The organism is Segatella copri (genome assembly GCF_949820605.1).
Lineage (GTDB): Bacteria > Bacteroidota > Bacteroidia > Bacteroidales > Bacteroidaceae > Prevotella.
Genome location: NZ_CATKVU010000006.1, coordinates 2125155 through 2140336, shown reverse-complemented (window position 1 = coordinate 2140336; position 15182 = coordinate 2125155). Strand labels below are relative to the sequence as shown.

Genomic DNA, 15182 nt, shown 5'->3' with positions numbered 1-15182 from the left:
TTAATTTTGCACCAAAATATGAAACGTTTGATATGAAATATACTGAAAATATGACTTTTGAAGAGGCTTCCAAGGCTCTTATAGATGAATTGAATGCTAATCTGGCAACACTTCATCAGAATTATCATGTAGAACAGTCTGATTGGAATAAACTCTATGATCAGATAGCCAATGTTGTTTCAGAGGAAACTCATCTTCCTGTTTTCTCTCCTGAAGTGATGGAGGTGCGACCTCGAGAACTGGAATGCGATGTGGTGCGATTCCAGAATAATAAGGAGAAATGGGTGGCTCTGGTAGGACTGCTCGATGGTCATCCATACGAAATCTTCACGGGTTTGCAGGATGAGGACGAGGGTATCATGCTGCCTAAATCTGTAAGCAAAGGCAAGATTGTGAAGACCATTCTGGATGGAGGCTTGAAGCGATACGACTTCCAGTTTGTGAACAAGCGAGGCTATAAGATTACGGTTGAGGGATTGAGCGAGAAGTTTAATCCTGAATACTGGAACTATGCCAAGCTGATTTCCGGTGTGCTGCGCTACCGTATGCCTATCGAACATGTCATCAAGCTCGTTTATCAGCTCCAGCTTACTTCAGATAACATCAATACCTGGAAGAAAGGTGTTGTGACAGCCCTGAAGAGATATCTGAAGGATGGTAGCCTGATGAAACTTTACGATGATAGCGATTCCGAATCCTAATCCCCAAGATAGAAACTGATATAAACTATGCTTTTCCGTAGTAAGATATACTTGAAGAATGTCCGTTTTCATGCATATCACGGCGTTCTGCCACAGGAAACCCAGGTGGGCAACGACTATGTGGTGAATCTGGATGTGAGCTATGATTTCTCCAGAGCCATGGAAACCGATGAACTGGCTGGAACCCTCAACTATGCAGAACTCTATGAACTCGTGAAACAGGAGATGGAGATACCTAGCAAACTGCTGGAACATGTAGCCGGAAGGATAGGAAAGCGACTCTTTGCAGAATATCCGACTATTCAGAAAATACAACTCGCCATTACCAAAGTTAATCCTCCTTTTGGAGCTGACTGTGACGGCGCAGGGGTAGAAGTTGTATTAACAAATGATAAAACTTTATAGTAGATTTAGGTTTTCTGATACAAAAGTAGTAATTTTGCAAAATCATCAGAAAGATATGTTGAAGAAAATAACACTCATATTGACCCTATTGTGTATGTTGGTGCTGACAGCGACAGGTGCCAACCGCCGTTTCACGCTCGTTATCGACCCAGGTCATGGCGGTCATGATGCGGGTGCACTTGGTGCTATTTCCAAAGAAAAGAATATCAATCTCTCTGTGGCATTGCAGTTTGGCAAATATGTTGAGCGCAATATGCCGGATGTGAGAGTCATCTATACCCGCAAGACGGATGTCTTTATTCCTCTGAAACAGCGTGCCAACATTGCTAACCGCGCCAATGCCGACCTGTTTATCTCGGTACATACCAATGCGCTGCCAGCCGGTAAGATAGCCCGCGGTTTTGAAACCTATACGCTCGGTATGCACCGTGCCAAGGATAATCTCGATGTGGCTATGCGAGAGAACTCCGTTATCTCGATGGAGAAGGGCTATCAGCAGACCTATCAGGGTTTCAACCCAAGATCTTCTGAAAGCTACATCATCTTCGAGTTCATACAGGGTAAGAATATGGAGAGAAGCGTAGAACTGGCGCGCAATATCCAGCGAAAGGTATGTTCCGGTGCCAACCGTCCGGATAAGGGCGTGCATCAGGCTGGATTCCTGGTTCTCAGAGAAACCTCGATGCCTAGCTGTCTGATAGAGCTCGGTTTCATCACTACTGCCGATGAAGAAAGACTGCTCAACGATGCCAGCAGGGTGGATGATATCGCCCGAGGTATCTACGAAGGTTTTGCGCAATATCGCAATAAATACGATAAATCCATCTCGGTTCCTTATCGAGCTGCGGATACAGAATCGGTGCCGGTTGCCAAGATAGTTTCTGATACGAAGCAGGAGAAGGACGAGCGCCGTGCTGAGGAGACGGATACTGCGCCGGGAAGAACGGTGAAGCAGGTGGAAACCAGAGCAACAAAGGCTAAAACGGCTCAGCAGAGCAGACAGGCGCAGCGGAGCAGACAGACGCAGCAGAACAGAACTGTAGCTCAGAACAAGCCGGCACAGCAGAAAGCCAATGTAGCCGATGCGCCTGTCTTCAAGCTTCAGATATTTGTCAGCAACCGCACGCTCCGCAAGGGCGATGCCCATTTCAAGGGCGAAACCGGTTATGACAGTTTTCAGGAAGGCAATATGGTGAAATATACGATGGGAGCCTCTACCAACTATAATGAGATTTTCCGCTTGCGCAAGACGCTTGCCGAGAAGTTCCCGGAAGCTTTCATCATAGCTTTCAAGAATGGAAAGAAATATGATGTGAATCAGGCGATACGTGAGTTCAAACAGAACAGAAACCGCTGATTGACCTGAGTAAGGATAAGATATAAGCACGAATATATAAAGAGATAAATATGAAGCTAACAAAAGAAATCAAGATAGCTCTTGTAGCTATTGTCGGTATTTTGGTTATGTATTTCGGAATCAATTTTCTGAAAGGCATGAATCTGTTTTCTACCAACAACGCCTACTATATGACGTTTGATGACATCCAGGGACTGGGTGCCTCTACGCCTATTTATGCGGATGGTTATAAGGTAGGTACCGTGGATGGTTTGGAATATGATTACAAGGAGAATGGTCCTATCAAAGTAAAGGTGGATATTATCAAGGATTTGAGAATCCCGCAGGGCAGTAAAGCCGAAATAGTAAAAGACCTGATGGGTAACCTGCAGGTGAATCTGCTTCTGGCAAACAATCCGCGCGAAAGAGTAGAACCGGGTGGTATCATTCCGGGTGCTGTAAACGGAGGCATGATGGATAAGGCTGCCAACCTGGTTCCGGTAGTGGAAAAGATGTTGCCTAAGTTGGATTCTATCCTTACCAGCGTGAATGCGCTGCTGGCTGACCCGGCTCTGGCTGCTTCGCTGCATAATGTGGAAACCATTACAAGCAACCTCACCGTTTCTACACGTGAACTGAATACCCTGATGGCAGGACTCAACAAACAGGTTCCGGGTATGATAGGAAAGGCAAATGGCGTGCTGGATAATACCAACCGCCTCACAGCTAATCTGGCCAGTCTTGATGTGCAGGGCACTTTGAACAAGGTGAACCAGACTTTGGAGAGTGCTCATCAGTTTACTGAGAAGCTGAACAGTAACCAGGGCAGCCTCGGATTGCTGATGAACGATACCAAGCTGTACGACAATCTGACGTCAACCATGAGTCATGCCGACTCTCTGGTTATCGACTTGAAGGCACATCCGAAACGCTATGTCCATTTCTCTGTTTTCGGCAGAAAAGACAAGTAAAAAGAGTCCGAGCTAAATAAATTTAGTCTAAATAAGATTCGGTATGTTTCACGCCCCGAAATGACTCGCAAACTGTTTGTTTGTTAGCCGTTTCGGGGACGTTACATTATTGTTTCACTGAATTTCAGTCTGCTATATTTGTATTTTAGACAAGTGTTTGGTATTCAGTAATTTAAAGTCTATCTATTAAAATGTTTTAAATAAGGAGATTTGCATTTCTCCTATTTTTTTTGTAACTTTGCACATGATTTCGCATCTTTTGGTGCGTCCCGTCATTTGTGAATTAAAGTATTAATAATATAAGTAATCAATGTTAGCAAGTCCAAAAGCCCTCTGGGACAACAGTCTTTTGCTCATAAAGGACAGTGTAACAGAGCAGCAATATAACACATGGTTCAAGCCAATCGTCTTTGAATCGTACAAGCCGTCGACAAAGACTTTGTTGGTGCAGGTTCCGAGTCCGTTCGTATACGAGTACTTGGAACAGAACTTTGTTGACTTGTTAAGTAAGGTGCTGCATCGTAATTTTGGTGAAGGAATCCGTCTCACTTATCGTGTTGTAACCGATAAGGAGCATAAGCTTTCTCAAGATATAGAGGCAGATCCAGACGATGCTGATATGGCAAAGCAAACTCGTGAGCGTGCCCAGCAGACGGCTGCCCAGCCTGCCGCTCCCCAGCAGCAGGAAGACATTGATACACAGTTAGACCCGAAGCTTACTTTCAACAATTATATGGAGGGTGACAGCAATAAACTGCCTCGTTCCGTAGGATTGTCTATTGCCGAGCATCCAAACACCACCCAGTTTAACCCAATGTTCATTTACGGACCTTCGGGTAGCGGTAAGACGCATCTGGTGAATGCCATCGGCCTGAAAGCGAAGCAGATGTATCCTCAGAAGCGTGTGCTCTATGTGAGTGCCCGTCTTTTCCAGACCCAGTATACTGATGCCGTGCTCCATAATGCGAGCAATGATTTCATCAACTTCTATCAGTCTATCGATATGCTGATTGTGGATGATATCCAGGAGTGGGCTGGTAAGGCGAAGACGCTGAACACCTTCTTCCATATCTTCAACCACCTCTTCCGCAACGGAAAGCGTATTATCCTGGCGTGCGACCGCCCTCCGGTAGAGTTGAAGGATATGCCAGACCGTCTGCTCACCCGTTTCTCTTGCGGTCTGGTCTGCGAGTTGGAGAAGCCGAATATCCAGTTGTGTGTGGATATCCTGAGCAATAAGATCCGTCGTGACGGTTTGAAGATTCCGGTAGATGTCATCTCTTTCATCGCCCAGACCTGTAACGGAAGTGTGCGCGATTTGCAGGGAGCCATCAATGGTCTTCTGGCTTACAGCATCGTTTATAACAGCAGTATTGATATCCGGCTTGCCGAGCGCGTCATCAAGCGTGCGGTGAAGGTCGATGATAAGCCGCTCACCATCGATGACATCGTTGAAACGGTTTGCCATCATTATAATGTAACGGTTACTGCCGTGAACAGCAAGAGCCGTAAGCGTGATTATGTCGTGGCAAGACAGGTAACGATGTATCTGGCACAGAAATATACCAAAATGCCTGCTTCGAGAATCGGCAAACTCGTTGGTAATCGTGATCATAGCACAGTTATCCACAGTTGTACAAAAGTGGAAGAAAGACTGAAGATTGATGCTGGATTCAGCGATGAACTGGTTAGTATCGAAAACGGATTAAAGGTGAAAAGGGCATAAAGGATGTGCTTTTCGCTGATAGGATAAGTTTAAGCGCGGAACCTTGGTATAGTGGTTCTTGTTTATATAAATGAAATAAAGGAAGCCTGGCAAGTTTGTTTTTGCCTTGGCTTCCTTTTTACGTCTATAATATCTGAACTATTAACTAGCAATCCTTTTTTATCATCTTCTTCCATTTAAAGTATCCGGCTACGGCGATGATGACGTAGAGACCGTAAAGTCCTGCCTTGAATGGGATGCCTTTGATGATATAGAGATAGAAGCAAACGGCATCTACGATAATCCAGAAGAACCACTGCTCGATATATTTGCGTGCCAGCGCCCAGAGACCCACAAAGCTCAGGGCATTGGTGAAACTGTCTTGCAGAGGAACCGTAGAGTTGGTGAAAGTTATCAGTATATAATAGGTGATGCCCCAGGCTGCCAGGAAGAACAGAAGAGTAGGGAGATAGAGCGACTTCTTCATATAGGTAATCGGAAGTTCTTCTTTCTCCTTCTGGTTGTGCTTCTTGCCATATTTCCATACGGCATAACCATATATACCGGCTATCGTATAGTAGACCGCCATACCCGCATCGCCGTAAAGACCATGACTCCAATAGAGCCATACGTCCAGGGCAGGCATGATGATGCCTACCAGCCAGAGCCAGATACTGGCACGGTACTCCAACAGGATATAAACCAGTCCGAGTACCGTGGTAAAGATGTCTAAACCATGTGATGCAATATAATCCATCATGATGATTTCTGATTAGAACTTCAATGTAAGATGCGTCATCCAGGTGGTATCTGCCATCGGGATGTAGGCTATCTGCTTGAATCGGTTGTCCAATGTATATCCGTAACCGATAGCATTGCCCCAGGTGAATGCGCTGGCTGCATAGTGGCGGTTGAAGATATTGTTGATGTCCACACCGAAGTTTACCTCCTTGATGCCGAGTGCCTTAGTTACCTTAGCACTGTAGTTCAGGCTCAGGTCGCTCTGTGAATAGCATGGCAGCGAGAAGTCGCGGTCTTCTGTGTTGGTAATATACTGGCGACTTACAAAGTTGGTGTGCCAGGTAGCTGAGAAACCGGCATAGTGGATGTCGATGAATCCGTTCAGGATAGCTGATGGAGAATAAGACAGGGTTGAGTTGTCGTAATGTACTACGCCTGGCTTCGTTTCATCATCCCAGTTGCTTACATACTCATCAAAGTCCTTGATCTTGTTCTTGCTCAAAGCGGCATTTCCTTCTACAGACAACCATGACAATGGTGCCCAGCCGGCTGTCAGCTCTACGCCCATACGGTAAGAATCCTTGATGTTGGTGGTCAGCGCCTCGCCGATGTCACTCAACTGTCCGGTCTGAGCCAGCTGGTTGTCATAATCCATATAGTAGAAGTTGGCGCCTGCATGCCAGTTGTCGCCCTGATACTGATAGCCGAACTCTACATCGAGCAGCTTCTCCTCTTTAGGGAATGGATAGTTGAAGTTGTCGGTAAAGTTATTGCGCTCTGGCTCGCGGTTGCTGTAGGCTACAGATGCGTATGCCTTGTGGCCATCCTTGTTGAAGCTGATACCTGCCTTAGGGTTGAAGAAGTTGTACTTCTCGTTGATGTTCAGCTCCTGGTTCTTGTAGCTGCCATCTGCCTGGGTGATAAACTTATCGTTGATACCGTCGGTCTTGTATTCTACACGGCGATACTGCAGGTCAGCGAAGGCATTCCAGTAGTCTGCAAAGCGATAGCTTGCCTTGACGAAGGCGCTGTAGTCATACTTATGGGCATCAGAATCATAGTACTTATACTTTCCGTTGTTGCCGAAGAATTTCTTCTCGGCATCCTGGTTGGCGATATAAGTAAGGTATCCCCAGTGGTTGCCGCGGAACTGCTGCAGGTTCAATCCGCCGATAACATCCCAGTGCTCATCCTTGTAGTTGGTATTGTATACCATGCCGTAGGTATGCTGGGTGAGTCCCTTCTTGCGGATGAAGTCAGACTTCTTAATCTTGTTGCCCTCTGCATCCTTGTAGACGAGTCCGAACTTGGCAAACTTGGCGTTGTTCTTAAACTCCTTGTAGTAGCCGTAGCCATAGGTGTAATGCAGTGAGAGGCTGTGGCTCCAGTGGCTGCTTGGTGTCCAGGTAGCCGAAAGGATGTTGTGGTTCTGATAGAAGTTATCAGTAGTCTTGTCCCATTTGCTTCCGTCGCGCAGGATATAAGGAGTGATGGTATAATCGCCCTTGTCGTTGCGAACCATATCGCCTGTCAGCACGTTAAACTTATCCAGACCAGCCTTATACATATCTTTATAAGTGCGGATGCCATCCTGAAGGAGGCTGAAGTTAGAGTTGTAATCTCCACCCAGCACACCGTTCCAAGCCTGACCGGTCTTCTCGAAGTTGCCGATGTTCTTGTAGCTTATCTTGAAGTTATCGCCCAGCCAGGTCAGGCCGCCATAGTAAGAACCTGAGCGGCCTGCTGTGCCGTCTACATAACCGTCGGTAGCTGTCTCGTGATAAGCACCGTCAAAAATCAGATGCTTGCCGAGCAGACCTGTAGAGAAGCTGGCGCCTGTATGATAGGTATTGTAGGAACCGAAAGAGCCGGTAACTTCTGCAGTAGGGGTGAGCGAAGGAGCAGCTGTAGCCATAGAGATGCTTCCACCGAAAGCACCGTCGCCATTGGTAGAAGAACCTACGCCGCGCTGTACCTGGATGCTGCCCAGGAGCGAAGAATAACTGTTCATGTTAGCCCAGAAAACGGTCTGGTCTTCCGGTGAGTTGAGAGCCACTCCGTCGAGTGTTACATTGATGCGACTTCCGGCAGCGCCACGAATGCGCATATAGGTAGTACCGGTGCCGATACCATTCTCACTCCAGGCGAGAATGCCCGGTGTACGAGAAAGGAGAAATGGCAATTCCTGACCTGAGCAAGAGAATTGTTTGAGTTCTGATTTCCTGATGTTAGCCACGGCGTATGGAGCTTCCTTTGCGGCACGTACGCCTTTTACAATCACTTCATTCAAATTCTGCACCTTCAAGGTGTCGATTTTTGTCTGTGCCAGTGCAGCCTGGCTTGCCAAAGAGCAAAACGCTACACTGAGTGCGATCCCGTTGAATCTTTTCATTTATTTAATTTAAAAAACATCTATATAAGGGGGGAATGTGCCTTATTTTCCTACGCCAGCATTATCTGGTTCAGGTCGATGGGTATATTCTCAGCATCCGCTTTTTTCTCTTTTCCGGCGGTAGCACCCCTTAGTTAGCTCTCTGCTAACCGGGTGCAAAGGTACAAATAAATTTTAATCCCGCAAAATTTACGTAGATTTTTACTATATTTGTGTCCTTTTATCATTCTTTTTTCTTATATTTGCAGTCGGATTGCTGTTATTTGCAGTCTTGACAGTTTGAAACCTAAACTTCATGTGATATGGTTATGAGACGATATATTTCACATTTGTTCACGTGGGTCATCTCTTTCCTGACCCTGTTGGCATTCTCATCGTGCTTGAATGAGCATCCTAAGGATCAGTTCGATGGGGGTGGCAGCAATGGTTCTGCGTCTGAAATATTCGATACGACCATAGCTCCTTTATATGATTTTATGGGTGGAGCGATAGATGGGGAAGGCATCCGCAATATTCAGCGTCTTGACAGTCTGCTTTCTCTTTCTCCTGATGATGAGCAGCTTTATTCTTCCTGGCAATATCTTTATCGGGCTATCGGCATGTGCAACAAGTCGCTGGATATGATTGATTTCCAGTCTGTACGCCTTACCGATAACCAGAAGGCGCAGTTCAAGGCTGAGGTGCGTGCCATCAGAGCCATGATGTATTATGAGGCGATGGATTTGTATGGCAGGATTCCGGTACTCCTGTCTTCGGCAGAATCACTCATCTATGAACCGGCTTCGGGCTCTTCGGTTACCGATGAAAAGCTGTCGGCTCAGAGCGAACGGAGCGAAATCTTCCATTTCATCTTCAGCGAATTGCAGCAGGTGTTGCCTTATCTTCCTCAGACGTCAAGTTTGGAGGAAGGCTCTCATTATGGGCGCATCACGCAGCCTGTGGTTAACTTCCTGCTGGCTAAGCTGGCGCTGAATGCTGAAATCTATATGTACAACGATTGGGCGCAGGGTTACAGGAAGCGTCCGAAGGGTAGGGACCTGGAATTTATGGTGCGTACTGCCGATGGCGCCTCGCTCATTACGGGCGGCAAGGCTAGTGAGAACCGCAGCAGGATATTGAATGCTTGGGAAACCTGCATCTTCTATTGCAACAGATTGGCTGATGAGGGCTGCAGTTTAGAGGAGGATGAAATCTTCAACAGTTCTGCGCGTTATCAGATGCCGAAGGATGCGCTGGTGATGGATGAGGCTGATTCTGTTCTGCATTCCCGGCCAGCCAAACCTCTGTTCCGTTTCCGTTATGCTGATGTGTTGCTGATGAAGGCTGAGGCGATGGAGCGCAACGATGGGGATGGCAGGGCAGAGTATAATATGGTTCGTGCGCATGCCGGTTTGCCTGCGCGCAAGTCTTCGCTTGCCAATATTCTGGAAGACCGTCAGGTTGTGCTGGTGGGCGAGACCTGTCACCGTCAGGACCTTATCCGTTTCGGCAAGTTCCTCAAGTCCTCGCATCTTCGCCGTTCTGTTCAGTCCGCTCTTACGTTCTGTTCCATCGTCTTCCCGATACCTCAGCGAAGCCTTGCCTTCAATGGCAAGTTGGTTCAGAATAAAGGATATGAGGCAATGGAATAGCCCAAAACTCTTCACTCTTCACCCGATAGCTCGAATCCCCTTTATATAAAGGTGTTGCGGAGGGTGAAGAGTTTTTTGTAACTCTTCACCTCTCTTCACCCACTCTTCACCTCTCGAATCCCCTTTATATAAAGGCATTCCCAGCGATTGGGTGAAGAGTGAAGAGTAAAATCAATTTTTCTTCTTCTTTTCTGATATCAGCCGGAACCGGTGTGATATTTCGGTTATTTAAAAACCTGGCAAACCGGTTTTCATTCGCTGTTTGGCTCAGACAGCCCACTGTTCTGCCTATCGCTAGTCTGCTGTTCTAGTTTCGCCAGTCTGCTGTTCTAGTTTCACTCGTCAGCTGTCCCCGATAAATAAAACATTTTTTTCTTTTAAAATATCACTTTTTCCCTTATTTTTACCCTCATTTCAAAATAAAAATTGTACTTTTGCATGCATATTAAGACGATTAAACAGTAATCTTGGCAGATGCCAAATACAAAAATAAGAACGAAATGGATACATTATATTTATTGCAGTTCGCCTGTTTCCTATTTATGCTCGTCAATATCCTCATCCTGGGTATTACCCGTCTGCACATGAAGTGGATGAACCGGCGATATGAAGTTTCACGATGGCTGATTATCGGAGCCATGGTAGGATTGGCCATACAATTTCTCATGCAGATGCTTCTGGGCTTCCGGGCTCAAGACGCTGCTGTGGGAGCCGTTTTCAACATTCTGGTCTATCCCCCTTGCTTCTCGCTCATCTCTATTGGCATTTACAATATCGAGGCAACGCATGCCAACCGCCGGAAGATGAGCATCGTCTGCGCCAGCATTTATGCCGCCATATTGGCAGCCTTCTGCATCGGCTTTATCCAGAGCGGAAACTTCCATATCGGCAGCTGGATTTATGTGATGATAGTCCTGTTCGGCATCAACATAGCCTATTGCATCTATATGATAATAGTGGAAATCAGAAAGCGCAGGAGGATGCTTGAGGTGATGACTGGTTACGATATCCTGCCTTACGTGAGATATGCGCGAGCCAGTGTGTTCTTCGTTTTCTTTACTGCAGTATCTCTGCCTTTTGCAGTTCTTTCCACCAAATCTCTATATGTAATCGGACCTCTGGGACTGCTTGCTGTCTTTTTCTTCACGCTCAGTTTCATGGCTTTGGGCTATAATTACGTGCCTACCGAAGAACTCTTGGATAAGGAGGAAGAAGAGAATGCAGTAATGAAAATCTGGGGAGACGCTGCCGATTCTGAACTGCAGGATGAAGAACTTGATGATAAGAAAGAAACTTTACAATCGCAGCGTTCAGAAAGACGGCAGAAGATCATCCGTGAGAAGTTGGATGAATGGTGTGCTGCCAAGGGTTATAGGGATACGTCGCTGAATATGATTACCCTGTCACGTTCGTTGGATATCAACAGATACGAGTTGTCGCGCTACCTCTCATCCTGTCTCAATACCACCTTCCGCCTCTGGCTTGCCGAGGTGCGTTTTGAGGCTGCCAAGAAGATGATGTTGGATAACCCCGACTTCGGTAATGACATCATTTCTGCCGAGTGTGGCTTCTCTTCCCGTACCCATCTCTACCGTATGTTCAAAGAGAAAGAAGGCTGCTCTCCTACGGCTTGGAGAGAGAAAAACTGTTAAAAAGTATGTATTAGGTGTCTCCTTCCCCCACGAAGGAGACACCTTTTTTGTAGGAATGCGACACCATTGTGGGGGAATGCGACACCTTGTTTCAAAGAAAAACACTATATTTGCACCATGAAAAGTATCATAGAATTATTAGCCAAAGAAGAACAGGCTATCCTGATAGTAGCTTTGTTTCTCCTCATTTATGTTGTCATCATGATTAATGTCATGGTGAGGGAATATAGGACCTATCTTGATGATTACCCGATGTATCATTTCAGCTTGGGTGATTTCATCAGGAGAGGGCGTTTCTATATCTGCCTCATTCTCGGCGTAGTGTTTATCACGTTCGTGTGTCTGGCAGTCAGTCTGATGGCAATCAGTATTCAGTAATTTCTTGATAAAATATAATAACAAAACATAACATTTATGATGAAAAGATTTACAAATCAATCCAATGGGTCGCAAGCCGGCCGTATGTACAATGGGGGGGGCGATAATCCGTAGATTCGCCCTGTTCCCATTGATGTTGCTCATGTTGTTGCTTCTGCCAGCCGGCATGGTTGCGCAGAAGGCAGCTTCCAGTTCTAAGTATATAGCAACGTATGAATCCTCTACCCAAACTTTGACTTTCAAGAAATTTGTGGGTGAAACCCTTCCTGAAAATAGTGCTTGGGTGGAAGATAAACAGACGGTGGCTGCTATCAATACAAAATTAGGAAATGGCACAATCGTGCACATTGTTTTCGATAAGAGCTTTAGCTCATACACTCCTACATCGTTGTACTATTTCTTTGAGCGTCTCACAAAACTGGAAACAATTACAGGCCTGGAATATCTGAATACAGCGAAGGTGACAGATATGCGCTACATGTTCAATAACTGTTCAAAACTCACCTCTCTCGATGTTACCAACTTCAATACCGCAAAGGTGACGGATATGAGCTACATGTTTTCTAGCTGCAAATCTCTCACCTCTCTCGACGTCACTAAGTTCGATACGAGGAATGTAACGACAATGGAAGGCATGTTCTCATCCTGTTCAAAACTCCCCTCTCTCGACGTCACTAACTTCAATACCGTGAATGTGAAGAATATGATGAAAATGTTCGCTGGCTGCAAAGCTCTCACCTCTCTTGACGTTACAAACTTCAACTCAGAAAATGTGACTAATATGAACAGGATGTTCTATAAATGTTCAAAACTCACCTCTCTCGATGTCTCTAATTTCAATACAAAGAAGGTGACAAATATGAGCTTTATGTTCTCTTATTGCTCAACTCTCACAACCATTTACGTCAACGACAAGTTTGTAATAGACAAGGTAACTAACGGTTCTTACATGTTCGATAATTGCACAAACCTCAAAGGTTTTATAGATAATAAGAATAACTCAGACAAGACTGACCACATCTTTGCCAACTACAAGACTGGCTACTTCACCAAGCTGGTAGGCAAGAATGGCGATGAGAAGATAGGAGCAACGGGAGAACCTCTTGCTACGGATAATCTCGTACTTGACGACGATAAGGATTTCGTGGCTTACGAGCCATTCGCAGCCAAGGCTGCATCTTATAGCCGCAAGATGAAGGAAGGTACTACATGGGCAACGCTCTGCCTGCCATTCGAGGTATCTCTCGCCGACAAGAACTTCCGTGCCTTCAAACTCCTTTCAGCTGATGATGTTACAGAAACCGTAGAACTCGAAGAGATTGAGGGAAGCATCGCTGCTGGTACTCCTGTTATCATCAAGATGAAGGATGGAGCAACAAAGCTCAGCATCTCTGAAGCCGACAAGACGATAGCAAAAGATGTTCAGACTGCTGAAACTGCTGACGCCAACTACAAACTCCAGGGTATCTACACCAAAAAGGAGTTCAGCAAGGATACTGATAACAACTGCTACATCGTGAAGGGCGACAAGCTGATGAACCCAGCCAAGCTGTTGGGTGAAACAAAAACAGAGTCTGTGGGCAGCAAGCCTTTCCGTGCTTACATGGTAGATAATTCTTCTGCTCCTGCCGCAGGTGCCAGAATGTTCAGCATCAGCGTCGGCGGCAGCACCACAGCCATCGAGCAGTTGGAGACTACAGCAGATAGCAAGGCAGAATACTACGATCTCCAGGGCCGTCGCCTACAGAATTTGCAGAAGGGTGTGAACATCGTGAAGCGTGGCGGCAAGACCATGAAGGTTATCATCAAGTAATAAAAAATAGTAATAAAAACAGATATGAAAAAGAAAAGATATATCAAGCCAGTTGTTAGCGTCATGGAAATGGAAACCACAGCCATCCTCGCCGGCTCTGTTATCCGGAAGGCGGGAGAAGCGGATTACAGCGACGAAAATGTGAAGGATTTCTGGGATAATTCAACAAATAAGGGAATTTGGGCAGACTAGCCCCAGATTCTCTATCGTACCCCCAGGCAGCACATCTGATGCTTGGCGGCTTTTTCTTAATTTTTATCAGAAATCTCTTGCTGATATGAAAATAAAATCGTAACTTTGCGGTATCATTTTAAAACAGAAAGGTTATGAAGTACTTAGACCCTAAGGCAGACCTCACGTTCAAGAAGATATTCGGCAATCATCCTAAAAGACTGATCAGTCTCCTGAACGCACTCCTGCCACTCAGCGAAGAAGAGCAGATACACGAGATAGAGTATCTGCCAACGGAACTTGTGCCCCAGCTAGAAGGGGGCAAGAACACCATAGTTGATGTACTCTGCACCGACGTCAGAGGCAGGAAGTTCTGCGTGGAAATGCAGATGGAATGGTCTGACGCATTCCAGCAGCGAGTACTGTTTAATGCATCCAAGCTCTATGTGAGTCAGGCTAAAAAGGGAGGAAGATACAGCGAACTGCAACCCGTGTATTCTCTCAACCTGATAAATGATATCTTTGCGCATGATACTCCGGATTTCATCCACAACTACCGCATCGTGCACGATAAGGACAGCAATAAGGTTATCGAGGGCTTGCATTTCACCTTCATAGAACTCCCTAAGTTCACTCCACATTCCATCGCTGACAAGCGCATGATGGTCTTGTGGCTCCGTTTCCTGACAGAAATCAATTCCAACACGAAGGAGATTCCTTCCGACCTGCTCAATGATCCAGAGATTGGAAAAGCCGTAGAAGATCTTGAAGTTTCCGGCTTTACAGATGCCGAGCTCCGTGCCTATGACAAATTCTGGGATTCGGTAAGTGTTGAAAGAACCCTCCTCGATGACAGGTACCAGAAAGGAATGGAAGAAGGCATGGAAAAAGGCATGGCAAAAGGCGAAGAAGTAGGCAAAAGCCAAAGAAGTATTGAGATTGCTAAGAATATGCTAGCAAAAGGTATGGATGAGGCGACAATCCAGGAAATAACTGGTTTGACGGAAGACCAGATACTGCAGATTCAGTAGATACAATGCCTGGTGATAAATACGGAAAACCCCCGATGCGTATAGCACCGGGGGCTTTGTTATTCCCATATTACGTATAGTGTATTACAAATTTCTTCTATAATTGTACCTTTTACTATTATAAATCTACCACTTATTTTTAAAACTATGAAAAATGTAAAGTCCTGATAATCAAATGCAGTTGTAAAAACAGGTGGTCATTTTTACCACTTAATTATTTAATCAACCAACAAATATCAGACATTTTATATACTT

The 15182-nt window shown here is 45.7% G+C and carries 12 protein-coding genes and 1 pseudogene; 11 read left to right on the top strand and 2 right to left on the bottom strand.

The annotated features are described in order from the left end of the window. Positions 1–203: 203 nt before the first annotated feature. From RCO84_RS10065 to dnaA, 5 genes and pseudogenes are all read left to right on the top strand, one after another. Positions 204–662: pseudogene (locus RCO84_RS10065) on the top strand (adenosylcobalamin-dependent ribonucleoside-diphosphate reductase); the annotation flags it as partial. Between the two features lie 66 nt (positions 663–728). After that, positions 729–1106, top strand: a complete 378-nt coding sequence (gene folB, locus RCO84_RS10060; protein WP_022121401.1) for a dihydroneopterin aldolase — start codon at positions 729–731, stop codon at positions 1104–1106. Positions 1107–1161: 55 nt separating this feature from the next. Beyond that, positions 1162–2463 carry an N-acetylmuramoyl-L-alanine amidase family protein gene (locus tag RCO84_RS10055; protein WP_317584975.1) on the top strand — a complete coding sequence of 434 codons (1302 nt, stop codon included), beginning with the start codon at positions 1162–1164 and terminating at the stop codon, positions 2461–2463. Between the two features lie 50 nt (positions 2464–2513). Continuing rightward, on the top strand, positions 2514–3413 hold the full coding sequence (locus RCO84_RS10050; RefSeq protein WP_144151875.1) for an MlaD family protein: 900 nt from the start codon (positions 2514–2516) through the stop codon (positions 3411–3413). Between the two features lie 310 nt (positions 3414–3723). Continuing rightward, positions 3724–5139 (top strand): chromosomal replication initiator protein DnaA, encoded by a 1416-nt coding sequence (gene dnaA, locus RCO84_RS10045; protein ID WP_153082260.1) that lies wholly within the window; start codon positions 3724–3726, stop codon positions 5137–5139. A 145-nt stretch (positions 5140–5284) separates the two neighbouring features. On the opposite strand, the gene pnuC is transcribed toward dnaA, so the two are convergent. Beyond that, positions 5285–5878, bottom strand: coding sequence for a nicotinamide riboside transporter PnuC (gene pnuC / locus RCO84_RS10040; protein ID WP_144151870.1), 594 nt, complete (start codon positions 5876–5878; stop codon positions 5285–5287). A 12-nt stretch (positions 5879–5890) separates the two neighbouring features. Beyond that, positions 5891–8251 carry a TonB-dependent receptor gene (locus RCO84_RS10035; protein WP_317584974.1) on the bottom strand — a complete coding sequence of 787 codons (2361 nt, stop codon included), beginning with the start codon at positions 8249–8251 and terminating at the stop codon, positions 5891–5893. Positions 8252–8559: 308 nt separating this feature from the next. On the opposite strand from RCO84_RS10035, the gene RCO84_RS10030 reads away from it, so the two are divergent. From RCO84_RS10030 to RCO84_RS10005, 6 genes are all read left to right on the top strand, one after another. Then, complete coding sequence (locus tag RCO84_RS10030) at positions 8560–9882, top strand: RagB/SusD family nutrient uptake outer membrane protein (protein ID WP_317584973.1); 1323 nt, start codon at positions 8560–8562, stop codon at positions 9880–9882. 500 nt (positions 9883–10382) lie between these two features. Continuing rightward, positions 10383–11534, top strand: a complete 1152-nt coding sequence (locus RCO84_RS10025; protein WP_317584972.1) for a helix-turn-helix domain-containing protein — start codon at positions 10383–10385, stop codon at positions 11532–11534. Positions 11535–11651: 117 nt separating this feature from the next. Further along, positions 11652–11912, top strand: a complete 261-nt coding sequence (locus RCO84_RS10020) for a hypothetical protein (protein ID WP_317584970.1) — start codon at positions 11652–11654, stop codon at positions 11910–11912. A gap of 64 nt (positions 11913–11976) precedes the next feature. Then, a complete protein-coding gene (locus RCO84_RS10015) occupies positions 11977–13725 on the top strand; it encodes a BspA family leucine-rich repeat surface protein (RefSeq protein ID WP_317584969.1) in 1749 nt (582 codons plus the stop codon). Between the two features lie 24 nt (positions 13726–13749). Beyond that, positions 13750–13917, top strand: a complete 168-nt coding sequence (locus RCO84_RS10010; RefSeq protein ID WP_317584968.1) for a hypothetical protein — start codon at positions 13750–13752, stop codon at positions 13915–13917. A gap of 134 nt (positions 13918–14051) precedes the next feature. Then, complete coding sequence (locus RCO84_RS10005) at positions 14052–14927, top strand: Rpn family recombination-promoting nuclease/putative transposase (protein ID WP_317584967.1); 876 nt, start codon at positions 14052–14054, stop codon at positions 14925–14927. Positions 14928–15182: the final 255 nt, after the last annotated feature.